The 23089-nt window shown below is 73.3% G+C and carries 19 protein-coding genes; 16 read left to right on the forward strand and 3 right to left on the reverse strand.

Translation table 11 applies throughout. The features are described from left to right. Window positions 1–213: 213 nt before the first annotated feature. The 4 genes from DEH69_RS20975 (at window position 214) to DEH69_RS20990 (ending at window position 2338) form a co-directional block, all read left to right on the forward strand. Window positions 214–420, forward strand: a complete 207-nt coding sequence (locus tag DEH69_RS20975; RefSeq protein ID WP_113688521.1) for a hypothetical protein — start codon at window positions 214–216, stop codon at window positions 418–420. A gap of 41 nt (window positions 421–461) precedes the next feature. After that, window positions 462–1013, forward strand: a complete 552-nt coding sequence (locus DEH69_RS20980; protein WP_113688522.1) for a hypothetical protein — start codon at window positions 462–464, stop codon at window positions 1011–1013. A gap of 76 nt (window positions 1014–1089) precedes the next feature. Further along, entirely contained in the window at window positions 1090–1557 is a 468-nt protein-coding gene (locus DEH69_RS31690; protein ID WP_181727536.1) for a hypothetical protein, read from the forward strand. 10 nt (window positions 1558–1567) lie between these two features. Further along, window positions 1568–2338, forward strand: coding sequence for an OmpA family protein (locus tag DEH69_RS20990; RefSeq protein ID WP_113688523.1), 771 nt, complete (start codon window positions 1568–1570; stop codon window positions 2336–2338). A 6-nt stretch (window positions 2339–2344) separates the two neighbouring features. Here DEH69_RS20990 and DEH69_RS20995 read toward each other — a convergent pair whose 3' ends face one another. Continuing rightward, window positions 2345–4135 (reverse strand): serine/threonine-protein kinase, encoded by a 1791-nt coding sequence (locus DEH69_RS20995; RefSeq protein WP_113688524.1) that lies wholly within the window; start codon window positions 4133–4135, stop codon window positions 2345–2347. A gap of 79 nt (window positions 4136–4214) precedes the next feature. Here DEH69_RS20995 and DEH69_RS21000 point away from each other — a divergent pair, with 79 nt between their 5' ends. From DEH69_RS21000 to DEH69_RS21025, 6 genes are all read left to right on the forward strand, one after another. After that, the gene (locus DEH69_RS21000; protein WP_113688525.1) at window positions 4215–4757 is read left to right on the forward strand and encodes a DUF1990 family protein; all 543 of its coding nucleotides are present in this window, start codon (window positions 4215–4217) and stop codon (window positions 4755–4757) included. A gap of 238 nt (window positions 4758–4995) precedes the next feature. Beyond that, entirely contained in the window at window positions 4996–5805 is an 810-nt protein-coding gene (locus DEH69_RS21005; RefSeq protein WP_113688526.1) for an A24 family peptidase, read from the forward strand. A 192-nt stretch (window positions 5806–5997) separates the two neighbouring features. Beyond that, window positions 5998–6765: an isoprenyl transferase gene (locus DEH69_RS21010; RefSeq protein WP_113688731.1), complete on the forward strand. Its 768-nt coding sequence runs from the start codon at window positions 5998–6000 to the stop codon at window positions 6763–6765. A 331-nt stretch (window positions 6766–7096) separates the two neighbouring features. After that, window positions 7097–8398 (forward strand): PhoH family protein, encoded by a 1302-nt coding sequence (locus DEH69_RS21015; RefSeq protein WP_113688527.1) that lies wholly within the window; start codon window positions 7097–7099, stop codon window positions 8396–8398. A gap of 486 nt (window positions 8399–8884) precedes the next feature. Continuing rightward, window positions 8885–9622 carry a transglycosylase SLT domain-containing protein gene (locus tag DEH69_RS21020; RefSeq protein ID WP_113688528.1) on the forward strand — a complete coding sequence of 246 codons (738 nt, stop codon included), beginning with the start codon at window positions 8885–8887 and terminating at the stop codon, window positions 9620–9622. Window positions 9623–9806: 184 nt separating this feature from the next. Then, window positions 9807–11219 (forward strand): AI-2E family transporter, encoded by a 1413-nt coding sequence (locus DEH69_RS21025; RefSeq protein ID WP_113688529.1) that lies wholly within the window; start codon window positions 9807–9809, stop codon window positions 11217–11219. Window positions 11220–11362: 143 nt separating this feature from the next. Here the strand turns inward: DEH69_RS21025 and DEH69_RS21030 are convergent, their stop codons facing one another. Next, a complete protein-coding gene (locus DEH69_RS21030) occupies window positions 11363–13075 on the reverse strand; it encodes an alpha/beta-hydrolase family protein (RefSeq protein WP_258534864.1) in 1713 nt (570 codons plus the stop codon). A 327-nt stretch (window positions 13076–13402) separates the two neighbouring features. Between DEH69_RS21030 and DEH69_RS21035 the strand changes: the two genes are divergently transcribed. The 3 genes from DEH69_RS21035 to DEH69_RS21045 are packed head-to-tail and all read left to right on the forward strand — an operon-like array spanning window position 13403 to window position 17033. Beyond that, on the forward strand, window positions 13403–13927 hold the full coding sequence (locus DEH69_RS21035) for a PadR family transcriptional regulator (protein ID WP_113688530.1): 525 nt from the start codon (window positions 13403–13405) through the stop codon (window positions 13925–13927). Continuing rightward, complete coding sequence (locus DEH69_RS21040; RefSeq protein ID WP_113688531.1) at window positions 13924–14643, forward strand: ABC transporter ATP-binding protein; 720 nt, start codon at window positions 13924–13926, stop codon at window positions 14641–14643. The genes DEH69_RS21035 and DEH69_RS21040 overlap by 4 nt, the downstream gene beginning before the upstream one ends. Next, window positions 14640–17033: an ABC transporter permease gene (locus DEH69_RS21045; RefSeq protein ID WP_113688532.1), complete on the forward strand. Its 2394-nt coding sequence runs from the start codon at window positions 14640–14642 to the stop codon at window positions 17031–17033. The genes DEH69_RS21040 and DEH69_RS21045 overlap by 4 nt, the downstream gene beginning before the upstream one ends. A gap of 311 nt (window positions 17034–17344) precedes the next feature. On the opposite strand, the gene DEH69_RS21050 is transcribed toward DEH69_RS21045, so the two are convergent. Beyond that, a complete protein-coding gene (locus tag DEH69_RS21050; RefSeq protein ID WP_113688533.1) occupies window positions 17345–19087 on the reverse strand; it encodes a hypothetical protein in 1743 nt (580 codons plus the stop codon). 153 nt (window positions 19088–19240) lie between these two features. On the opposite strand from DEH69_RS21050, the gene DEH69_RS21055 reads away from it, so the two are divergent. The 3 genes from DEH69_RS21055 to DEH69_RS21065 all read left to right on the forward strand — a co-directional run bounded on the left by DEH69_RS21055 (window position 19241) and on the right by DEH69_RS21065 (window position 23046). Continuing rightward, on the forward strand, window positions 19241–20692 hold the full coding sequence (locus tag DEH69_RS21055; protein WP_113688534.1) for a serine/threonine-protein kinase: 1452 nt from the start codon (window positions 19241–19243) through the stop codon (window positions 20690–20692). A 24-nt stretch (window positions 20693–20716) separates the two neighbouring features. After that, window positions 20717–22111, forward strand: a complete 1395-nt coding sequence (locus DEH69_RS21060; protein ID WP_113688535.1) for an aspartate ammonia-lyase — start codon at window positions 20717–20719, stop codon at window positions 22109–22111. 161 nt (window positions 22112–22272) lie between these two features. Continuing rightward, window positions 22273–23046, forward strand: a complete 774-nt coding sequence (locus tag DEH69_RS21065) for a DUF402 domain-containing protein (RefSeq protein WP_113688536.1) — start codon at window positions 22273–22275, stop codon at window positions 23044–23046. Window positions 23047–23089 lie beyond the last annotated feature (43 nt).

Below are 23089 nucleotides of genomic sequence, written 5' to 3' on the forward strand. Positions count from 1 at the left end.
TCAGCTATCGATGGCAACACCATGCCAACGGAACGGCCAGGTCTCTCTGCCCAAGCCGCGCTCGGTATGGCACAGTCGGTGCCGATAGCTGTACGCGTCGGCCCGCTGGGAGGGGATCGGGCATGGTGCACCCCGCCTTCGTACGCCGCGCTCCGCAGTACCGTGGCCAGGAGAGTCCGGCTGACGTCGGGTCAGCCGCAGGAGAGGGACGCCATGAGCAGGCTGCTGTCGAGCTGGAGACAGACGATCAGAGGCCGCCTGAGCGGCCGTTACTCGGACCGCGGCGCGGGCTTCGTGGAGTACGCGGGCCTGCTGCTGCTGATCGCCGCTGTGGTGGTGGCCGTGCTGGCCCTCCCGTTGGAGACCACCATCGCCAATGCCATCAGGGACGCGGTCGGTCGCGTCGTGGGCGCGGAGTAGCGCATGCCGACCGGGGGGCGGTCTTCCCGCTCTACATCTGGATGGTCAGCGCGCTTCTCGGCGTCGCCCTGACGCTGTTCGTCTTCGCCCAGGCCGCCGTCACCCGCAGCGCGGGGCAGTCGGCGGCCGACGCGGCGGCGCTTGCCGCCGCGCAGGAGTCGAGGGACGAGCTGTTCGACGCGTTCTTCGACGCCATCGGCGAGGACGGGGAGACCGACCCCGGCGACATCCTCGACGGGGACGGCTTCGAGACGGGCTCCGCGTGCGACGCGGCGGCCCGGCTCGCCGACAGGAACGACGCGGTCGTCCGCGACTGCGGCCCGGCGGCCGACGGCATCGGCTTCACCGTTGTCGTCGAAACGCGCGACACCGTGGGCGAGTCGCTGATTCCCGGCACGGAGAGTCAGACGGCCAGGGCCGAGGCGACCGCCGTGATCGCGGGGGCGTGCGAGCTGCGGACCGACGAGGACGAACGCGTCGAGCTGGAGTGCGAGGACGGCCCCGGCTGGATCTTCGACCCGGGCGAAGAGGACCCGGACGAGGACGAACGCCCCGACGCCCGCGACCTGTTCGAGATCCACCTGGAAGACTGACTGACGCCAAAGACTGACCACCGAAGATCGACCATCACCCACCACCGACGCATCGAAGACAAAGGAATGGCGCCTGATGGACCTCCGTGACAGCAAGTCGCGCCTCATCTTGATCGTCGCCGCCCTGGGCGCGGCGCTCGTGATCGCCGTCGCCAGTTGCAGCGGAGGGGGCGACGGCGACGGCGACGAGGGTGCCACGGGACAGGAGTCGGGCGAGAACGCGGAGAACGGCGACGGCGAGGACAGCGGCGACGAGCCCGCCGGCGAGGGCGAGGGCGACTCGGCGTGGGCGGGCCCCGAGAGCGAGCTCGCGGGGAACGACTTCTCCATGGCGGGCGCCAGCCTGGTCGCCCAGGAGGAGGGCCGCCGGTATCTCATCCTCCGCGACACCGAGGGCCGTTGCCTGTGCACCAACTTCGGCCTTCTGATCAACTCGGGGGACACGGTGAACTGGTTCGCCCAGTTCCCCGAGCCTGAGGCCGAGACGACCGAGGTCGACTTCAACATCGGCCAGATGCCCCCCGCCACCATCCAGATCCGCTGAGAGGACCGCGATGAGGTACCTGCCGCACCACCCCGGCCGGTCGGCGCTGGCCGTGATGACGGGGGCCGCCCTCGTGGTCCTCGGCGCGCCCGCGATCGCCGCCGCCCAGGACGAGCCGAGCCCTCCGGCCGAGCAGCCTCCCGAGTACGTTCCCCCCGCGCCCCCTGAGATCGACCCCGAGGCGGCGGGCCTGATGCTGGGCGACGGGGCGACGCTGGCCGAGCCGCGCGTGGTCGAGATCTCCTTCGTCTGGGTGGACATGGGCACGGGCGAGACCGGTGGCGGCAGCCAGCCGCCCGAGGAGCCGGGGACGGGCGGCGCCACCGGGGGCGACACGGGCGACGACACCGGTGGCGACGACGGAGGCCAGGAGCCCAACGGCGGCGGTGGCGGCGAGCAGCGCGAGGAAGTGACCGGCGACACGCACAAGTTCACGTTGCAGACCGACGTCATCTTCGGCGAGGGCAGCGACGAGATCACCGACGAGTCGCGCGAGGCGCTGATGGGCGTCGCCGCGGCCATCGACGAGTACCAGCCCGCCCAGGTCAACATCTTCGGTTTCACCGACAACCAGGGCTCCTACGAGAGCGGAGTGACCCTGTCCGACGCCCGGGCCAGGAACACCCACCAGGTGCTTCTCGACCTGATCGAGGACCCGGTCGGCATACAGTTCAACGTCCGCGGCTACAGCGAGGACTACCCGCTCTTCGACAACAGCACGGAGGAGGGCAGGGAGGGCAACCGCCGCGTGGAGATCTCCTGGCCCACCACCGACGAGTGACCGCGCTCAGACGTTCGGCTTCCACTGGGTGGCCGTGGTGATGTAGGTGCGCAGGTCGCGGTTGTTGGGGTTGACCTCGACCCTGTCGATCCACAGCAGCACCACGGTCCCCTCCGGGGTCTCCATGCAGATACCGGTGTCCTCCCGCAGGGTGTGGTCGCGCAGGATGTCGTCGGGCGGGACGGGATTCGGCAGGGGTGAGCTGTGCGCGGCGCCGACGCACTCCTCGGCGGTGGGCTCGGGGTTGTCGACGGACCCCACGAAAAGCTCGGGGGTGAACGAGATCCCGTCCTCGACCACGCTGTCGTCGTCGCAGAACATGTACTCGATGTCGGGTTCGGCCCCTCGGTGGTCGAAGCTGCCGTTGGGCACGCCGGTCTGAGCCGTCAGCTCCTCCAGGTCGACCAGTGTCATGTTGGCCCCGAGGCACTGCCCGCCGCTCACGTTACGCTCCTCGTGGAACAGCGGTGCGCGGATGTCCAGTTGGACGTTCTCCTGGGCCACGTAGTACGGCGCGTCCGGGTCGGTGTCCGGGGGACGGGTGTCCTGGCCGCCCTCGTTGTCGCCTCCTGAGGACTGCTCGTCCGCCGCTGTCTCCTCCGCCTCGTCCCCCTGCCCGCTCCCGCCCGACGCGGGGCCCGACCCGGTGTCCGTTCCTGCGTCCGTGCCGCTGCCCTGCGAGCCGCCCGGCTCGTCGCCGCCGCCCGCGATCCGCACCGCGAGCAGGCCCCCGACCAACGCCGCCACCACCGCCGTCGCCACCACCAGCATCGCCGTCCTGCGCCGTGGCGGCGCCCCGCCGGAACCCGCCGCGGGCGCGGTGGGCGCGGTGGGCGGGGACGTGGGCGGCGGTGGAAGGGGAGAGGGCGGGGTGGCCGGGGACGGCGGGCGAGCGTGGAGGCGCTGGGTGACCTCGGCGGCCAGCGGCGCGGGCAGCCAGCTATCGCGGCGCTGCAACGTCTGCCCCGGCGCGAGCGCGCGGCACGCGTCGATCACCTGCGCCGGGGTCGGCCGCGCCGCCGGTTCCTTGGCCAGGCACGCCGCGACCAGCCCCCGCAGCGCCTCGGGCAGCGCCGCCAGGTCGGGCTCCTCCTGGACGATCCGGTACATCACCCCGTGCGCCGCGCCCTCGCCGAACGGGTGGCCGCCCGTCGCCGCGTAGTGCGTGACGATGCCCAGCGCGAACACGTCCGTCGCGGGCGTCGCCGACGCGCCCGTGATCTGCTCGGGCGCCATGTACGACGGCGTGCCCACCCGGACGTCCGTGCCGGTCAGCGCCGTGACGTCGGCCGCGCGCGCGATGCCGAAGTCGATCACCTTGGGGCCCTCGGCCGCCAGCAGGACGTTCCCCGGCTTGAGGTCGCGGTGGATGATGCCCGCCGCGTGGATCGACTGCAACGCCTCGGCGACCCCGCCGACCAGCAGCAGCACCGTCTCGATCGGCAGCGGGCCATGGCCGCGCACCACGTCGGAGAGCGAGAGCCCCGGCACATAGGCGGTGGCGAGCCAGGGCGCCGCGCCCTCGGTGTTGCTGTCGAGCACCGGCACGGTGTAGACGCCCTGCACCTGGCGTGCCGCCCGCACCTCCAGCTCGAACCTCCGCCGGAACTCCGGGTCCTCGGCGAACTCGCTGCGCACCACCTTGAGCGCCACCGGCTGCCCGCCGCGCGTATAAGAGAGGTACACGCTGCCCATGCCGCCCGAGCCCAGCCGCGCCTGGAGGCGGTATCCGGCCACCTCGCGCGGATCCGTGGGACCGAGCGGAGTGAACTGCGAAGGTGTCTGGTGCGGCGTCATGCGTGCTCCCCCGGGTGCGCGGACGGCGTGAGGTGCATCGTAGGACGCCGGACCCGAACCGGCAGAAGGAGGGGCTCAGATGAACGCCACCCCCGGCGACCTCACCTACGCGCCGCACGTCGGCGCGACCGCGAGGGAGCGCCACGACCCGCTGCCCCCGCCCGGCTACCGGCTGCTGCGGGCGCGCGTCAGGGTGGGCGAGGGGCCCGACGACCTCGCCGAGGCCGGGCGGATCGTCACCACCTGGGGCATGCACCGCGCCGCGGGGTTCAGGGTGGAGGCCGACGCGCCCCGCGCGCGCCCCGGGGTGGCGGTCGCCGCCTCCCTCGGCGCGGGGCCGCTGCGGCTCCCCGCGCCCTGCCGCGTCGTGTGGGCGGTCGACGAGCCCGACCGCGTCGGCTTCGCCTATGGCTCGCTGCCGGGGCACCCGCTCACCGGCGAGGAGGCGTTCGAGGTGGAACGCGCGGAGGACGGCGCGGTGTGGCTGAACGTCACCGCGTTCAGCAGGGGCGCCACGTGGTACACCCGGGCCGCATGGCCTCTCGTGGGGGTCGTGCAGCGCGCGATGGCCCGGTGGTACGGGCGGTCCCTGCGCCGCACCGTCCGCGCCCGACAGCGGTGAGTGGTCGCCTCGCCCAGGGGGTCACGCGGCCAAGAACCGTGCGGTATCGTTCCCCCCATGTTGGCAGCCGCTGACATCTTTTACGCCAGCGTCGTCACTCCCACCCCGGCGACGGCTGGCGGGGCGGACCGTGAGCCACCCCCCCGCTCCGGTCCGGCCCCATTCCACGGGCCGGTCTGCCCTTCCCCCCCCCAATCGGGCAGGCCGGCCCGCCCCACGCTAGGACTACGCTGCGGGCGTGCGTCCCTTCCTGATCGCGGTGGCCCTCTGCTTCGGCGCCTGCGCCGGACCGCTGCTCGTCAGGGCCGCGTACCGGCTGTCCGTGCCACCAGGGGAGCCCTGGCGCCGCGCCTGCCCGGCCGGGCATCCGCTGGCCCCCCGCCCCAGGGGCTGGCTCGGCCCGGGCCGGTGCGCCGACTGCGCCGCCGCCATCGGCGTTTCAGGGCCAGCGGAGAACGGCGCAGGGAACGGCGCGGCCGGCGGCGCGGCCGCCCCGGGACCCGGCTATGGCACATCGCCGCTGCGCCTCGCCGCCGTGACCGCCGCGTGCTGCGCCGCCCTCGCCGCCGCCGTCGGCGCGCGGCCCGAGCTGGTGGTGTGGCTGCTCGCCGTCCCGGTCGTCGTCCTGCTCGCCACCGTCGACCTGGCCGTGCAGCGGCTGCCCGACGTGCTGACCCTGCCGCTGGCCGTCGGCGTGATCGCCGGGCTCGCGATCGCCTCCCTCTTCGACGCCGCCGACGGCGGCCTGGGCCGCGCGCTGCTCGGCGGGGCGGTGCTCAGCGGTGTCTACTTCACGCTGTTCTTGATCAACCCCCTCGGCATGGGCTTCGGCGACGTCAAGCTCGCGATCACCATCGGCGTCGCCCTTGGGTGGTACGGCTGGGACGCGCTCGTGCTGGGGACGTTCGTGGGGTTCCTGCTCGCCGCCGGATACGGGGGCGCGCTGGTCATCGCCCGCAGGGCGGGCCGGGGAACGACGGTGGCGTTCGGCCCCTTCATGGCCGCGGGCGCGCTCGCCGCGCTGATCGTCGCCGGACTCGCCAGCTGAATTGTCGCCAAGGTTGCGCCCACGAGGGCCACGCATGCGTTACGGTGGAATCCCCCCCTCGGGCCGGTCCGTCATCCCCCCCTACGGACCGGCCCGCTTCTTGTGTCGGGGGCGGTGCGCCGCGGGCGCTAGGGTGTGGGTGCCGGTGCAGGGGAGAGGGCACGGAGGGTCATGCAGGCGTTCACACAGACCATGAGGAACACACTCCGGCGGCTCGCCGTGCGGCTCTACGCCCGGCGCGTCGAGGGCCGTCTCGACACCGACAGGGGGCCCAAGCACATCGGGGTCATCCTCGACGGGAACCGCCGCTGGGCCAAGGCCGCGGGCAGCACCACCAAGCAGGGGCACGAGGCGGGCGCCGCCAAGATCCGTGAGCTGCTCGGCTGGTGCGAGGAGACGGATGTCGAGGTCGTCACCCTCTGGCTGCTCTCCACGGACAACCTCAACCGGGCCCCCGAGGAGCTGACCCCGCTGCTCTCCATCGTCGAGGGCGCCGTGCGCGACCTCGCCGAGGACGGCCGCTGGCGGGTCAACCACGTGGGCGCGCTCGACGTCCTGCCCGAGCGCACCCGCGAGGTGCTGGTCGAGGCAGAGGAGCTGACGAGGGACCGCACCGGGATACTGGTCAACGTCGCGGTGGGGTACGGCGGCCGCCAGGAGATCGCCGACGCCGTCCGCTCGCTGCTCGCCAAGCGGGCCGCCGAGGGGCAGTCGCTGTCCCAGGTCGCCGAGTCGCTCGAGGTCGAGCACATCGCGGAGCACCTGTACACCCGTGGGCAGCCCGACCCCGACCTGGTGATCCGCACAAGCGGCGAGCAGCGGCTGTCCGGATTCATGCTCTGGCAGAGCGCCCATTCGGAGTACTACTTCTGCGAGGTCTTCTGGCCCGCGTTCCGCAAAGTCGACTTTCTGCGGGCCCTGCGCGACTACGCCGCCAGGCACCGGCGTTACGGGGTCTGAGCGCCGCGCCGCGGGGCGGGCGGCGGGGTGGTGCGGGTGGCGTGCGACGCTCCGGGGCGGTGCCGCCCCGGAGCGTTCTTCGCATGAGATGCGCAGCGAGCGGGCATATTCCACGCGGACCGCGCGTCGGTGCGGTCCGCCGGGAGGCCCGTTTGCGCACCACGACACCCCTCACTGAGCGGGGGAGCGGGGCCGGCACCCGGCCCGTGCGTGTCGGGTCGGCGCCGGCCGTCTCGACCCCCGGCGCCCTGGGCGCCTTGTTCCCCGCACCTCATCCGAGGGGGTTCGTCCACTCGTGGCCATCAGCAAGAAGCGTTCGAACGACCGGCGTATGTATGTCCTGGACACCAGTGTCCTGCTTGCCGACCCTGCGGCCATCACCCGCTTCGACGAGCACGAGGTCGTCCTTCCGGTCGTCGTCATCTCCGAGCTCGAGGCGAAGCGGCACCATCCCGAGCTGGGCTATTTCGCGCGGCAGGTGCTGCGCAGGCTCGACGAGTACCGCGTGCGGTTCGGGCGGCTCGACACGCCCCTGCCGATCGGTGACCTCGGCGGCACGCTGCGCGTCGAGCTGAACCACTCGGATCCGGCCGTGCTGCCCCCCGCCATGCTGAACGAGCGGGGCCGCCTCGCGGACAACGACTCGCGCATCCTGGCCGTCGCCCGCAACCTCCAGGCCGAGGGGCACGACGTCACCGTCGTCTCCAAGGACCTGCCGCTGCGCATCAAGGCGTCGTCGGTGGGGCTCGCGGCCGAGGAGTACCGCGCCGAGCTGGCGATCACGGACTCCGACGGGTGGACCGGGCTGGTCGAGATGACGCTGGGCGCCGAGGCCGTGGACGAGCTGTTCGCCACGGAGAGCGTCGCGGACGAGGCCGTCGCCGAGCTGCCCGTGCACACGGGGCTCGTGATCTCCTCGGAACGCGGCAAGGCGCTCGGGCGGGTCACCCCCGAAGGCCGGGTGAGGCTGGTGCGCGGGGACCGCGAGGCGTTCGGCATCCACGGGCGCAGCGCCGAGCAGCGGATCGCGCTCGACCTGCTGCTCGACCCCGAGGTGGGGATCGTGTCCATGGGCGGCCGCGCGGGCACGGGCAAGTCGGCGCTCGCGCTGTGCGCGGGGCTCGAGGCGGTGATGGAGCGGCGCCAGCACAGCAAGGTGGTCGTCTTCCGTCCGCTGTACGCGGTGGGCGGCCAGGACCTGGGGTATCTGCCGGGCACCGAGGCCGAGAAGATGAACCCCTGGGCCCAGGCCGTGTTCGACACGCTGTCCGCGGTCACGACGCGCGAGGTGATCGAGGAGGTCGTGGCGCGCGGGATGCTCGAGGTGCTGCCGCTGACGCACATCAGGGGCCGTTCGCTGCACGACGCGTTTGTGATCGTCGACGAGGCCCAGTCCCTGGAGCGCAACGTCCTGCTGACGGTGCTCTCGCGAATCGGCCAGGACTCGCGCGTGGTCCTCACCCACGACGTGGCGCAGCGCGACAACCTCAGGGTGGGCCGCTACGACGGCGTGGCCGCGGTGGTGGAGAAGCTCAAGGGGCATCCCCTCTTCGCCCATGTGACCTTGACGCGCTCGGAGCGGTCGCCGATCGCCGCGCTGGTGACGGAAATGCTGGAGGACGGCCGTATTTGACGCCTTTTCTCCGCGCCTTCTCGGCGTGACCGCCGCTCGCCCGCGCCGAAAGGCGCGGGCGAGAGCATGTGCGCCCATTCCGTGCGTTATTCAGCGAAACGGGCGAGGAGGGGCGAATCGCCGCGCGGCGCCGCCGTCTTGGCGGGCGAACGCGCTGGCAGGGGCGCTGCGAACGCCTTTTCGCGGTTTGGCAAGGGCGTCGGCCCTGTGAGCTTTCCCACAGAGGGCTGAATTGCTTCGGGGTATCCGCGTCCGGCAGTGTGTGCGTCTGTCAGGCCCCGCATACGGCACCGATGTCCCCAAGGACACCGCAAGGACTGCTTTTTACAACTGAACAGCCGCTCGCCGTATGCCGCCCGCACCACTCGAAGGTTCCGCAGGTTCGCCGCGCGGGACCCCGACCGGGCCAGTGCCTCCCCGCCCAACGTTCCAACGGGAGGCCCGCGTCAGGGGCACGATTGCGCCCGCAGGGTTTCCGAGCGGGCGATGTCGGAAGGAAACCGTGTGACCGGGATGTCGGTCCGGGGATTCGCAGTGGCGTCCGCCACGGCGGTGACCACCGTCGGCGCGGCCGTCGGTGTCGCGTCGGGTGAGGACCAGTCCACCGCCACCGGCGATGTCGAGGTCGTCGCAGCAGACGCGACGCTGCTCGCCGAGATACCCGCTGGCACGAGCGTGCAGGCCCACGCCGCCGCGCTGACCCAGCAGGCGGACGCGCAGTCGAGCGCCGCCGACAGCGACGCCAGGCGCCAGGCCCAGGAGGCCGCTCGCATCCAGGCGGCCGAGGCCGCGGCGGAGCGCAGGGCCGAGGCGGACGCGGAGCGCGAGGCGCAGGAGCAGGCCGAGCGGGAGGAGGCCGAACGCGCCGCCCTCGCGGCGCAGTCCGCCTCGTCGTCGGCCGGGTCGGGTGACTTTCCGATCCAGTCCTCCTACACCAAGGCCGAGATCCAGGCCATGGCCCAGCAGATGGTCGCCGCCGACCAGTACACGTGCTTCTCGGCGATCGTCGAGCACGAGAGCGGCTGGGACTACACGGCGACCAACCCCAGCTCGGGCGCCTATGGCCTGATGCAGGCGCTGCCGGGCTCGAAGATGGCCTCGGCGGGCGCCGACTGGCAGACCAACCCCGCCACCCAGATCAGCTGGGGCCTGAACTACATGGACGACCGTTATGGCAGCCCGTGCGGCGCCTGGGAGTTCTGGCAGGCCAACAACTGGTACTGAACGCCGCTCAGCGCCCTGAGACGCCAGATACTTCGCGCGTTCGAGAAGCCCCGTGCCGCACTGGCGCGGGGCTTCGGCGTCGGTGCGTTACCCGGGGGAGACCCGCCCGCTACCCGCCGCACGGTAACGTCCCTTCCGCATCGCGGTGAGATTCATGGGGGCGGAGGGACAAGGGATGTCGAGAATGGGCCGGGTGAAGACCGGCATGACCCGCGCCATGTCGCGGGTGTCCGGTTTCCGGGCCGCGGCGGAGCGCGAGCAGGAGCGCCGCGAGGACGAGGCGGGGGCGCGCGGCGAGGCGGAGGCCGAGGCCGCGGGCGTGGTGGCCGACACGGCCGTAGGCCCGGCGCCCACCAAGGCCGGTCCGGACGACGAGCCACCGCCGCCCGCGCCCGAGCCCGCCGCCGAGGGGGGCGGGACGGGGCCGCCAGGGGGCGCGTCCCCGGCGCCGCCCGCGCCGTTGCGGCCGCAGCCCGCCGAGGCGATCCCGTGGGGCGTGCGCGTCGCGGCCGAGGCGGGGTGGCGCCTGCTGGTGCTCGCGGGCGTGATCTGGGTGCTTGTGCAGGTGGTCGGGGCGGTCAGCCTCCTGGTCATCTCGTTCGCCGCGGGGCTGCTGATCACCGCGCTGCTCCAGCCGTTCGCCGGCTGGCTCAAGCGCGTCGGCTTCGGGCGCGGGACCTCGACCGCGGTGACCGCGTTCATCGGGTTCGCGGTGATCGGCCTGATGGGCTGGTTCGTGGTGTGGCAGGTCATAGAGAACACCGAAGACCTCTCCACCCAGATCCAGGAGGGCGTGGAACGCCTGCGGAACTGGGTGCTCGAGCTGCCGTTCGACATCACCGAGGAGAACCTCGACGAGTGGGTCGACAACATCAACAACTGGATCGCCGACAACACCGACACATTGACCTCGGCCGGGCTCGAAGGCGTCAACTATGCCGTCGAGTTCCTGACCGGCGTCGGCCTGACGCTGTTCGTGGTGCTGTTCCTGCTCTACGACGGGCGGGGCGTGTGGCACTGGTTCCTGCGCCTGGTGCCGAGGGCGGCGCGTGAGGGCGTCGCGGGCGCCGGGCCGCGCGCCTGGATCACGCTCACGGGGTATGTGCGCGGCACGGTGATAGTGGCGCTGATCGACGCGGTGGGCATCGGGATCGGCCTGTTCATCATCGATGTGCCGATGGCGGTGCCGCTCGCGGTGATCGTCTTCGTGTCGGCCTTTGTGCCGCTGGTCGGCGCGATCGCCTCGGGCGCGCTCGCCGTCCTGGTCGCGCTGGTGACCAATGGCGTGGTGGACGCGGCGCTCGTGCTCGGCGTCGTGCTGCTGGTGCAGCAGATCGAGGGCCACATCCTCCAGCCGTTCATCCTGGGCCGCATGGTCCGCGTGCACCCGCTCGCGGTGGTCCTCGGCGTGGCGGCGGGCTCGATGCTCGCCGGGATCCCCGGCGCCGTCGTCTCGGTGCCGCTGATCGCGGTGACGAGCACGGTGGTCGGCTATCTGCGGGCGTACCAGGAGGAGTTGGACCGCCGCGCGGGGGCGTCGTCGGGCGGCGGCGCGACCATCGCCGAGGTCTCCCCGGCGGTGGAGCCGCCCCGCTGAGCGGGCCCCCGGGCGGCCCTGAACGCCCCGGGCCTCGGTCCCGTCAACGGCGGCCGGGGCCCGGGGCGTTCCGCCGTCCTGGAGGGCGCGGGGGCCGCGCGGGGGCCGTGCGGGGGGCCAACGGCGGCCGCGCCGTGGCCCGTTCAGCCCGCCCAGCCGCGCCGCGGTGGGTGGCGGACCTCCAGGAGCCAGCCCAGCCGTTCCGTGTCGGTCGCCGTCCACCCCTCGGGCCGCGCGATGGCGGCCCACGCGTCCACGGGCCCCGAGCCATAGCGGTGCCCGTGCGGGGCGGGGGAGGTGTAGGAGACGGCCATGTCCACGGTCGTCTGCCAGAAGGTGACAAAGGGGAACCAGTCGATGGAGCCCGTCACATCGGGCCCCAGCGGCTCGTTCAGCCACTCGGGCCGCTTGAACAGCAGGTCGGGCGACCACCAGACGACCGGGTCAGAGGCGTTCTGGAGGTAGACGACGCGGGGGGTGTCCCACGGCTGCCCGTCGGGCCGCAGCAGGTCGCGCTCGGGGAACTGCGCGAAGCGGACATGCCGCCCACGGTCGTACTCGGGGCGCCAGATCGGGCTGCCCGCGTCGCGGTCGTCCCGCAACGCGCTGTGGATCGGGCTGAAGTCGGGCGGCCCGATCAGCAGGGCGCCGTCCGTCCTTTCGATCAGGTCGTCCAGGTCGTCGAACGCCGACTCGATCGCGGAGACGGCCAGGCTCTCGCCGAAGACCAGCAGCCGCGGCCTGTCGTTCTCGGGCTCCTGCTGCCACCGCGCGTATACGGCGTCGAACAGCGCCTCGGTGGCAAGGCCCGCCTCGTTGCGGTCCACCATGAACGACGCCCAGCTCGGCAGGTACGAGTACTGCATGGTGACCACGGCCGTGTCGCCGCCGTGCATGTACTCGAGCGCCTCCACGGTCGTGGGGTTGACCCAGCCGGTGCCCGTCGTGCCGGTCACGGCGAGCACCGCGCGGTCGAACGCGCCCGTGCGCTCCAGCTCCCGCACGGCCAGCTCGGCGCCGTCCGCGTAGTCGTCGTAGGAGGCGCGCCCGACATAGGCGCGGACCGGGTCCATCGCGTCCTCGCCGGTGAAGCCGGAGATCTCCTCGCCCGAGATGGCGGTGCCGGTGAACGTCCTGCCCTTGTTGCCCAGGTCCTCCCACGCGATGAGCGAGTCGGGGCTGCCGGAGAGCAGCGGCGAGAACGGCCGCATCACCCCCGGGTCGGTGGAGCGGTCCTTGGCGGCGGCGATCCGGTCGGCCACCTCGAGGATCCCGCGGTCCCACACGACGTCCCGCGTGCCGATCACCACGACGGTCGTCGACAGGGCGAGCCCGAGCGCCACGGCGACGGGCCAGGGCACGAACCTGTTCAGGAGCTGGGTGAGCAGCCGCGTGCCGAGCCGCACCGCGCGGGCGACCACGAGCAGCAGGGCGAGCACCACGAGCGAGATGGCCGTGATCATCAGCGAGTGCCACGTCAGGGTCGGCGGCAGCGCCTGGAGCCTGCGCAACTCCCGCTGCATGTCCGCGCTCTGCCCCAGCATGATCGCCACCGCGAAGGGCAGCAGCGCCAGATAGGCCAGCCACGCCCGCGCCCGCACCCGCTGGCTCGGCCGCCATGGCGAGACGAGCCGGAACAGCCAGCTGAGCAGCGCGCCGAGCCCGTAGCCGATCGCCGCCGTGATGCCCCCGATGGCGCCCTGGTAGTACCAAGGGCGCGGCACCAGCGAGGGGGTGAGGGAGAGCCAGAAGAAGAACGTGGCGGCCAGGCACGCGGTCAGATCGGGCCAGCGGCGCACCACCCAGCGGGACCCGGGCCGTTCCCAGTAGGGCTTGCGGGCGACGCGTATCGCCACGACCGCGACCGAGCGCAGCGCGCCGCGCGCCTCCTGCGCGCCCGCGGCCACGGCTCGGGCGACCGGCGCCGTCAGGGCCGCGCCCCCGGGCTCCGCGTCCGGCGCCGTCTGCTCAGCCACGTCGTCTCCGCCCCGTTCGCCCTGCCCTGCGTCCTTCCTCACGCTAGGGGATCAGACGCGGGCGGGGCACGCGGCGTTGCCACGTTGGAGCCTTTCCGTGCTGCCCGGGTGACGGGACCCGTGGTCACGAGGCCCCACCGACTCCACATCGCATGTATACACGTGGTGTATACATGCGATGTATACACCACGTGTATAGTTGCGGGCATGTCCATCAGCCATACGCTCCTCGGCCTGCTGGAGGCCGGACCCAGCCACGGGTACGACCTCAAACGGGCCTTCGACAACCACTTCGGCCACGACCGCCCCCTGCACTACGGGCAGGTCTACTCGACGATGTCAAGGCTGCTGAAGAACGGCCTGGTCGAGGTCGACGGCACCGAGTCGGGCGGCGGGCCCGAGCGCAAGCGCTACGCCATCACCGACGCCGGGATCACCGATGTCGGCATATGGCTCTCCCGCGCCGAGAAGCCCGAGCCGTACCTCCAGAGCGTCCTGTACACCAAGGTCGTGCTCGCCCTGCTCACGGGCCGCGACGCCGCCGCGCTCCTCGACGTCCAACGCGCCGAGCACCTGCGGCTCATGCGGGAGCTGACCCGCCGCAAGATGGGCGGCGACCTCGCCGACCAGCTGATCTGCGACCACGCACTGTTCCACCTCGAGGCCGATCTGCGCTGGCTCGAACTGACCGCCGCACGCCTCGACCGGCTCGCATCGGAGGTCCGCGCATGAGCCACACCGCCCCCACCGCCCCCACCATGCCATCGGGCGCCGCGCCCCTGCTCGTCGCGTCCGGCCTGCGCAAGACCTATGGCGCGACCCCCGCGCTCGCGGGCGCCGACTTCGCCATCGCGTCGGGCGAGGTCGTCGCCGTGATGGGCCCCTCGGGCAGCGGCAAGTCCACGCTCCTGCACTGCCTCGCCGGCATCGTGCCCCCCGACGACGGCACCGTCAGCTACGCGGGCCGCGACCTCGCCAGGCTCTCCGACGCCGGGCGCAGCGCCCTGCGCCGCGGGGACTTCGGCTTCGTCTTCCAGTTCGGCCAGCTGGTGCCCGAGCTGACGTGCGAGGAGAACGTCGCCCTTCCGCTGCGCCTCACCGGCGTCGGCCGCAAGGAGGCGGGGGCGCGCGCCGCCGAGTGGCTCACGCGCCTCGAGGTCGACGACGTCCGCCACCACCGGCCGGGACAGATCTCCGGAGGCCAGGGCCAGCGCGTCGCCGTGGCCCGCGCCCTGGTGAACAACCCCCGCGTCCTCTTCGCCGACGAGCCCACAGGCGCCCTCGACTCCCTCAACGGCGAGCGCGTCATGGAACTCCTCGTCTCCGCCGCCCGCGACACCGGCGCCGCCGTCGTCCTGGTCACCCACGAGTCGCGCGTGGCCGCCTACTCCGACCGCGAGGTCGTCGTCCGCGACGGGCGCGCCCGGGACATGGCGGGGGCTTTGTGAGCGAGCGATCAGCCACGTCCCCCGCCACCTGGGCCAGGGAGCTGGCCCTTGGCGCGCGGTTCGCCGTCACCGGCGGACCCGGCTGGACGCGCACGGCACTCACCGCGTTCGGCGTCGGCCTCGGCGTCATCGTGCTGCTGCTCGCCGCCTCGGTGCCCACGATGCTCGCCGCGCGCGACGACCGCGGCGACGACCGCAACCCCGACCCGGTGCTGGAAACCGCCATCGAGGACACCCCCGCCGCCCAGACCTTCCAGGCGCTCAGCGGCTCCACCGAGTACCACGGCGAGGACATCGGCGGCTGGGTCCTCCAGCCGCACGGCGGGGCCGCCACCGAGGCCGAACCCCCGCCCGGGCTCGACGCGTTCCCCGCGCCCGGCGAGATGGCCGTCTCCCCGGCGCTCGCGCGCCTGCTCGCGTCCGACGAGGGCGCCCTCCTCGCCGAACGCCTCGACCATCCCATCGGGGACACCATCGGCGACGAAGGGCTCCAGGGCCCCGGCGACCTCTACTACTACCTCGGCAGCGACACCCTCGGCAGCGACACCCTCGACGGGGACACCCCCGACGAGGACGCGAGCACCGCCTACGTGTTCAGCGACGCGACCACGGGGCGCGAGCCGCTGCCCGCCCCGCTGATCCTGCTCGTCGTGGTCATCTGCGTCGTCCTGCTGATGCCCATCGCCGTCTTCATCGCCACCGCCGTCAGGTTCGGCGGCGAACGGCGCGACCAACGGCTCGCCGCGCTGCGCCTCGTCGGCGCCGACATCGACATGACGCGGCGCATCGCCGCGGGGGAGACGCTCGTCGGCGCCGTCGCGGGGCTCCTGCTCGGCGGCGCCGCGTTCCTCCTGCTGCGCGCCTGGCTCGGCACCGTCACCGTGTGGGGCTTCTCCGCGTTCCCCCACGACATCGTGCCCGCCCCGCCGCTCGCCGCGCTCATCCTGGTCGGCGTGCCCGTCGCGGCCGTCGTCGTCTCGCTGCTCGCGCTGCGCGGCATCGCGATCGAACCGCTCGGCGTGGTGCGCGACGCCACCGAACGCCGTCGGCGCCTGGTCTGGCGGCTGGTGCCAGGCGCGCTCGGCCTGGTGCTGCTCGCGCCCATGCTGGGCGGCTCGTTCGACGGCGGAAGCACCGGCGGGCAGGCCCAGGCCGCGGTGGGCGTCGTGCTGCTGCTCGTCGCGGCGACGGTCCTGCTGCCCTGGGTCGTCGAACGCGTCGTGGGGCGCCTGCGCGGCGGCCCCGTCTCCTTCCAACTCGCCACCAGGAGGCTCCAGCTCAGCAGCGGAGCCGCGGCCAGGACGGTCAGCGGCATCACCGTCGCGGTGGCCGGGGCGACCGCCCTCTACATGCTGTTCATGGGCGTCAGCGACGAGGAGACCGAGATCACGGGGCAGGACCCCGACCGCGCCCAGATCGAGGTCAGCGAGTCGACCGAGGGCGGCCTGACGGCGGCGGCGCTGTCGGGCGAGCTTGAGGGCCTGCCCGGCGTCTCCCAGGCCCTGGCCTGGGAGACGACCTCGGCGCAGAGCCCCGGCGCGCGGCCCGTCGACGGGATCACGCCGTCGGCCCAGGTGGTCGTGGGCGACTGCGCCGTGCTGCGCGAGATGGCCAGGATCGAACGGTGCGCGAACGGCGACCTCTTCGTCGCGCCCGGCGAGGGCGACCCCTGGGAGCTGGCCGTCGAGCCGGGCCAGGAGCTGGTCCTCGGCGTCGACTCCGAGGGCGTGCCCTATGGCGACGCGCCCGTGCCGTGGACCCTCCCCGAGAACACGCCCGTCGTCGAGCCCCGCACCGACCCCACCGGCTATGTCAACGCGGGCATCCTCGCCACCCCAGGCGCCCTTGGCGATGAGCACCTGGCGGGCAGCTGGACCCGCGCGGTGGTCCGCACGGACGGCGACGACCCCGACACCCTCGAACACGTCAGGAACGTCGCCTGGGGCGAGCACCGCGACGCCTGGGTCTTCGAGCTGGAGTCCCGGCGGGTCTCCGAGGAACTCGCCGACATACAGCGGGCGTTGCTCATCGGCGCCACGGGCGTGATGACGGTGATCACGGCCAGCATGATCGTCTCGATGCTGGAGCAGCTGCGGGAACGCCGCCGCCTGCTGTCCGCGCTCGTGGCCTTCGGCACCCGGCGCAGCACGCTGAGCGCGTCGCTCCTGTGGCAGACGGCCGTCCCCGTCGTCCTCGGCCTCGGGCTCGCCGCCATCGTCGGAACGGGGCTCGGCGCCCTGCTGATGTCGATGGTGGACCTGCGCGTCGGCGGCTGGCTCGCGTTCCTCCCGATGGCCGCCGTCGGCGCGGGCATGATCGCGACGGTGACCCTGGTGAGCCTCCCCCTGCTGTGGCACATGATGCGCCCCGACGGCCTCCGCACGGAGTGACCCCACCCCGGCCCACCCGCCCACCCGCCCCGCGGGGCGCGGGTGGGCACCGCCATGGTCGTGGGCCGCGACCGGCGTGGCCCGCCTCGCCTTCGACGAGGCGGGCGGGCGCCGCGGCCGGGGCGGCAACGGCCGCGTCGGGCCGCGCCTTCCGGCCCTCTCGGGCGGGCGGCCCCCGCGGGGGCGGGTGGGCCGGGGATGCCAACGGGCATGCGGCCAACGGGCATGCGGCCAACGGGCATGCGGCCAGCGGGCATGCGGCGCGGGGGCGTTACCCCGGGGCGGCAGCCCTGGAGGGGCGGTGGGCGGGGTCACCGCAGCGCGCGCAGCGCCTTCCGGACGCGTGCCGTGTCCTTCCGTATCCCCGGCACCTGGGTCGCCGACAGGACGTTCGCCTGGGCGTGCAGCAGCCGCTCGTACTCCGCCCGCAGGCGTTGCAGGATCCGCAGCGCGCGGGGCGCGCTCGGCTCCCGGGCGTCCGCGAGCTCGTCGCCGAGGCGTATCAGGTCAGCGCGCGCCGCCTGGGCCGCCAGCTTCGCCCTGGCCAGCTCCGCGCGCGCCTCATCGGGCGCCAGCCGCGCCAGGCGCCTGCGATGGCGGTCCATCGCCAGGGTCCTGCGCTGGCGGCGCGTCAGCCGCATGACCAGGGGCGGGAGCACCCAGATCGCCACGACGGCCAGGACGATCAGCACGGAGCGCCGCAGGCCCGCCCCTTCCCGCTCCTCGGCCGCCTCGGACCCCGCGGCCTCGTCCTCACCGCCGCCCCCGGCGTCCGCGTCCCCGCCGCCGCCCGAGATCGCCGACGCGCCGAGCTCTTCGAGCAGCGATGTCATCGTCGACGCCACGAAGTTCTCTTCGCCGTTCCACGCGAACTCCGCCGCCCACACGAACGCCTCGTCGCCCGTCGCCGAGACCGTGGAGATCCGGCCGCCGTGGTAGGGGTCGACGAGGAACACCGCGGCGTTCCCGCCGTCGGCGGCGATCAGCCGCGCCGCGTCCGGCTCGTACATCGGGTAGTCGTCGCCGGTCTGCAACTCCGTGACGCCCTCCGGCAGGAAAGCCACCCGCGCCGCCCCGTCGGCCGCCGCGAGGTCGTCGGCCAGCGCGGCCACCGTGTCGGCGTCCGTGTGGCCGTCGGACACGCCGGGGTGCACATACACCGAGGGACCGGCCGCCAGCGCCTCGCGTGCCACCTCCGTGACATCCTCCCCGAGCACCGACGCCAGGAGCGCCACGCGCTCGGGCAGCTCGCCCGCGGGGACCTCCGTGATCCCCGAGGCGCCGACCACCATCTCCAGCTCGCTGATGGAGAACGGCACCCCCGACCCGGCGCTCACCACCGCGGAGAACTCGCCGTCCTCCCACTGCATCAGCAGCGCGACCCCGTCGTCCGGCAGCCCGTCCAGCATGGACGCGCGCGCCTCCTCCATGTCGCCGCCAAGGCCCGAGACCAACGCCACCCGCACCGAGGGCACGTCGGCGAACGCCTCGCGCAGCATCTCCTCGTCGAGCCCGGGGAACGCCTCGCTCACGGCCGGGTCCACGAAGAACGGGTCATCGCCGCCCGCCGTCTGCGCCACCCGGGGGCGCAGGTCACCGTCGAGCGCGTCGGGCAGGGTCAGCAGGAAGTTCCCCGAGGGTATGCCGATCCGCTCCATGTTCTCCGCGGCCAGCTCGTCAAGCGTCGCGGACACCCCTGACACCGCCCACGCCTCGGATGTGTCGGGGCTGTCGCTCACGGGCGTGTGCACTTCGTTGTACACCAGGTAGACGCCGGGCTGACCCACCTCGGCCGCCAACTCCTCGGCGGCCGCGTCCCCTTCGGGGATCTCCTCGGTGAGCATGGCCACCCGCACCGGCGTCCGGGCCATGCCGTACCTGGCGTTCATCAGGGCGACCGCGTCGTCGTCGATCCCCTCGTACCCCTCGGCGACCCACACGCCCGGCCCCTCGGCCAACGCCTGGGCCGCCTCGGCCAGCTGGCCATCCGCCGCCCGCGCCGGGGGAGCGGCGAACAGCCCGAGCAGCAGGGCGGGGCCGATCACCGCGGCCACGCACCCCGCACCCCGCCTCGACCGGCCTGCCATCACACGCCCCTCCCGCTCCGCCTGTCGCGCTCGTCCGCACCCCCGCCCGCTGCCGGACGCTGCTGTGGGATCCTAAGCCGTCCCACTGACAACTGACATCGGGGAGTTCGGGGGAAGCCCATGGCCGTCGGCGATGTGGTGGAAGGCCGTTACCGGCTCGTCAGCAAGCTCGGCGAGGGCGGGATGGGGCAGGTCTGGCGTGCCCATGACGAGCGGCTGCGGCGCGACGTGGCCATCAAGACCGCGACGGACGGCGCCGAGGCGGACCTGGTTAAGCGCCTTGAGCGGGAGGCCATGGCCATCGCGCAGCTTGCGCACCCGCACATCGTGACCGTGCACGACCTGTTCACCGGCGTGTTCGCGGGCAGGCCCGCCGTCTTCCTGGTGATGGAGCTGGTGCCAGGCCAGTCGCTCGACCGCCGCCTCGCCGAGGGAACGCCGCCCCTGCCGGTCGCGCTGGAGTGGGCGGCGCAGATCGCCGACGCGCTCGCGGCGGCGCACGCCCCCGGCGTGGGCATCGTGCACCGCGACCTCAAGCCCGGCAATGTGATGCTCAGCCATGGCCGCGTCAAGCTCCTGGACTTCGGCATCGCCCGCTTCGCCGAGGGCATCAGCGAGCAGCGCCGCACCTCGCTCACCGCCACGGGAACGGTGATCGGCACCCCCGACTACATGGCGCCCGAGCAGTGCGCGGGCGGCGACATCGGCCCGGGCACCGACCTGTACGCGCTGGGCTGCGTGCTGTTCGGGATGCTGACCGGCGAGACCGTCTTCCCGCGCGGCGGCACCGCGATGCAGGTCATGTACCGGCAGGTGCACGAGCCGCCGCGCGCGCCGAGCGCCGTGCGCCCCGGGATCCCCCGGGCCGTGGACGCGCTGGCGCTGCGGCTGCTCGCCAAGGCGCCCGAGGACCGCCCGGGCGGCGCCGCCGAGGTCGCGGGAGCGCTGCGCGACCTGATCCGCGCCCTGTGCGCCAACGCCGGACCGGCCCCCGCGACCCCGGCCCCCGCGACCCCGCCCCCCGCCCCGCCCCGAAGGCCCCAGCCCGAGCGCCAGCCCCAGCCGAGGCCCACGCCGCCCTCCGGCAGCGCCCCTGGCCCCACGGCGTCCGCGCCCCGCACCGCGCCCCGCACCGCGCCCTCCTTCGCCGACCGCCCGGCACCCGCCGACCGCCCGGCACCTGCCGACCGCCCGGCACCTGCCGACCGCCCGGCACCCGCCGATCGCCAAGGACCCGGGTCCGGCGCAGGACCCGGCCCCGAGGCGGGCCGGCGCGCCGACGAGCTGCGCCGGCGCGCCGCCGAGCGGCGCCGCCGCGCCGACGAGCTGCGCCGCCGCGCCGCCAAGGCGGAGGCGGCCGGTTCGCCTGAGCAGTGGGCCGAGCTGATCCCCGAGCTGGCCGCGTACCACGGCCCCGACGGCTGGCCCACCGAGCGCGCCTGCGTCCAACTGGGCTCCCTGGACTCCCTCCTGGCCGACGCCGTGGCCAAGGAGCTCCTTCGCGCACACGGGGGCTGGCGCACACGCCGTGCGCGCCGGGCGCTGCGCGGCAGACGGATAGCTCTCGGCTGACCGGGGGCCGGTAGATTCGCTCCCATGAGTGGTACGAACGAATACCGCGTCGAGCATGACTCGATGGGCGAGGTGCGGGTCCCCGCGGACGCCAAGTGGCGGGCGCAGACGCAGCGGGCCGTGGAGAACTTCCCGATCTCCGGCCAGCGCATCGAACGCGCCCACATCGCGGCCCTGGCCCGCATCAAGGCGGCCGCGGCCACGGTCAACGCCCAGCTCGGCGTCGTCGAGAAGGACATGGCCGAGGCCATCGTCTCGGCCGCCGACGAGGTCGCCGAAGGCCGCTGGGACGAGCACTTCCCCGTCGACGTCTTCCAGACCGGCTCGGGCACCTCGTCCAACATGAACACCAACGAGGTGCTCGCCACCCTGGCCACCGAGCGCCTCGGCCGCCCTGTCCACCCCAACGACCATGTCAACGCCAGCCAGTCGTCCAACGACGTCTTCCCCTCCTCCATCCACATCGCGGCCACGGGCGCCGTCACCGGCGAGCTGATCCCCGCGCTGAACCACCTCGCCGACGCATTGGAGCGCAAGGGCGCGGAATTCGCCGAGGTGGTGAAGTCGGGGCGCACACACCTGATGGACGCGACGCCCGTCACCCTCGGGCAGGAGTTCAACGGGTACGCGGCACAGGTACGTTTCGGCATCGAACGCCTCAACGCCTCGCTGCCGCGCCTCGCCGAGCTGCCCCTGGGCGGCACCGCCGTGGGCACCGGGATCAACACCCCGCCCGGCTTCTCCGCCGCCGTGATCACGGAGGTGGCCCGCGCCACCGGCCTCCCGCTGACCGAGGCGCGCGACCACTTCGAGGCCCAGGGCGCCCGCGACGGCCTCGTGGAGACCTCAGGGCAGCTGCGCACCATCGCGGTCTCGCTCAGCAAGATCTGCAACGACCTGCGCTGGATGTCCTCGGGCCCGCGCACCGGCCTTGCCGAGATCGCGCTCCCCGACCTCCAGCCGGGCTCGTCGATCATGCCGGGCAAGGTCAACCCCGTGATTCCCGAGGCCGTTCTCATGGTCGCCGCCCAGGTCACGGGCAACGACGTCACCGTCGCCACCGCGGGCGCCTCGGGCAACTTCGAGCTGAACGTCCAGCTGCCCGTCATCGCCAAGAACCTGCTGGAGTCCATCAGGCTGCTGGCCAACGCCTCGCGCCTGCTCGCCGACCGCACCGTCGACGGCATCACCGCCAACGCCGAACGCGCCCGCGAGTACGCCGAGTCCTCGCCCTCGGTGGTCACCCCCCTCAACCGCTACCTGGGGTATGAGGAGGCCGCCAAGATCGCCAAGCGCGCCCTCGCCGAGCGCAAGACGATCCGCGAGACGGTGCTCGACGGCGGCTACGTCGACCGCGGGGACCTGACGATCGAGCAGCTCGACGAGGCGCTCGACGTCCTCCGCATGACCCGCCCCTGACCGCCGCACGACCGAGCCGCCGCACCACGCGAGCCGCACCAACACGGCCACGACAACGGCCACGACACGGCCTTCACGGCCGAGCCATGGCCTTGACAAGCGTTCGAGCTTCAGCCCCCGGCCGCGCCCGCCCTCCGCGTCGACCCGAATACCATGTGTAGATGACAACGGGAGAAGACGGGACCGGCGGTGCGCGTCCGTGGCAGCCGGGGGACCACATTCTGTGGAGATATCGCGCCAATGGGCGGGGAGAGCCACGGGAATTCCACATCTGCCGACCGGTCACCGTTGTCCAGGACACCCCCGATCTGCTGGCCGTGTGGATGGCGCCCGGCACGGAGTGCGTCAGGCCCGAGCTCGCCGATGGCACGCCCGTGCACGACGAGCCGCTGGCCACCCGTTACACCAAGCCGCGCACGACCGTTCACGGCCGGTGGCTCGGCGCCGGGGTCCTCAAGCTCGCGCGCCCCGGCGAGCCGTGGTCGGTGTGGCTTTTCTGGGATCGGGGCTGGCGCTTCAAGAACTGGTACGTCAATCTTGAAGAACCCCGGAGCCGGTGGCCGGGAGGGGTCGATTCGGAGGACCATTTTCTCGATATCGCGGTGTACCCCGACCGCAGCTGGGAGTGGCGGGACGAGGATGAGTTCGCCCAGGCACAGCAGGCAGGACTGCTGGACGCCGGGCAGGTGGAGCGCATCCGCGAGGCCGGGCGCGAGGCCACCCGCGCGATCCGCGCGTGGGACAGGCCGTTCTCCGAGGACTGGGTGGCATGGCGACCCGATCCGCACTGGCGGATCCCCCGGCTGCCCGCCGACTGGGACCGCGCCCCCGACGACAGCGCTCCCGACGCCCCGGCTTCCGGTGACCTGGCTTCCGATGCCCCGGCTCCGGTGCCCGATGTCCGCGTCCGGCGGCCCCACCCACGAGCCTCTTGATACGCCCCTGGCCACCAAACGTAGGATCGACCCCCACAACCTC

Source organism: Streptomyces sp. PT12, from assembly GCF_003311645.1.
In the GTDB taxonomy this organism is placed as follows: Bacteria; Actinomycetota; Actinomycetes; order Streptomycetales; family Streptomycetaceae; genus Streptomyces.

Coding starts and splice junctions, on each gene's coding strand:
- DEH69_RS20975 (WP_113688521.1), top strand. CDS start 214: ATGAGCAGGCTGCTGTCGAGCTGGAGACAGACGATCAGAGGCCGCCTG.
- DEH69_RS20980 (WP_113688522.1), top strand. CDS start 462: ATGGTCAGCGCGCTTCTCGGCGTCGCCCTGACGCTGTTCGTCTTCGCC.
- DEH69_RS31690 (WP_181727536.1), top strand. CDS start 1,090: ATGGACCTCCGTGACAGCAAGTCGCGCCTCATCTTGATCGTCGCCGCC.
- DEH69_RS20990 (WP_113688523.1), top strand. CDS start 1,568: ATGAGGTACCTGCCGCACCACCCCGGCCGGTCGGCGCTGGCCGTGATG.
- DEH69_RS20995 (WP_113688524.1), bottom strand. CDS start 4,135: ATGACGCCGCACCAGACACCTTCGCAGTTCACTCCGCTCGGTCCCACG.
- DEH69_RS21000 (WP_113688525.1), top strand. CDS start 4,215: ATGAACGCCACCCCCGGCGACCTCACCTACGCGCCGCACGTCGGCGCG.
- DEH69_RS21010 (WP_113688731.1), top strand. CDS start 5,998: ATGAGGAACACACTCCGGCGGCTCGCCGTGCGGCTCTACGCCCGGCGC.
- DEH69_RS21015 (WP_113688527.1), top strand. CDS start 7,097: ATGTATGTCCTGGACACCAGTGTCCTGCTTGCCGACCCTGCGGCCATC.
- DEH69_RS21020 (WP_113688528.1), top strand. CDS start 8,885: ATGTCGGAAGGAAACCGTGTGACCGGGATGTCGGTCCGGGGATTCGCA.
- DEH69_RS21025 (WP_113688529.1), top strand. CDS start 9,807: ATGGGCCGGGTGAAGACCGGCATGACCCGCGCCATGTCGCGGGTGTCC.
- DEH69_RS21035 (WP_113688530.1), top strand. CDS start 13,403: ATGTCCATCAGCCATACGCTCCTCGGCCTGCTGGAGGCCGGACCCAGC.
- DEH69_RS21040 (WP_113688531.1), top strand. CDS start 13,924: ATGAGCCACACCGCCCCCACCGCCCCCACCATGCCATCGGGCGCCGCG.
- DEH69_RS21055 (WP_113688534.1), top strand. CDS start 19,241: ATGGCCGTCGGCGATGTGGTGGAAGGCCGTTACCGGCTCGTCAGCAAG.
- DEH69_RS21060 (WP_113688535.1), top strand. CDS start 20,717: ATGAGTGGTACGAACGAATACCGCGTCGAGCATGACTCGATGGGCGAG.
- DEH69_RS21065 (WP_113688536.1), top strand. CDS start 22,273: ATGACAACGGGAGAAGACGGGACCGGCGGTGCGCGTCCGTGGCAGCCG.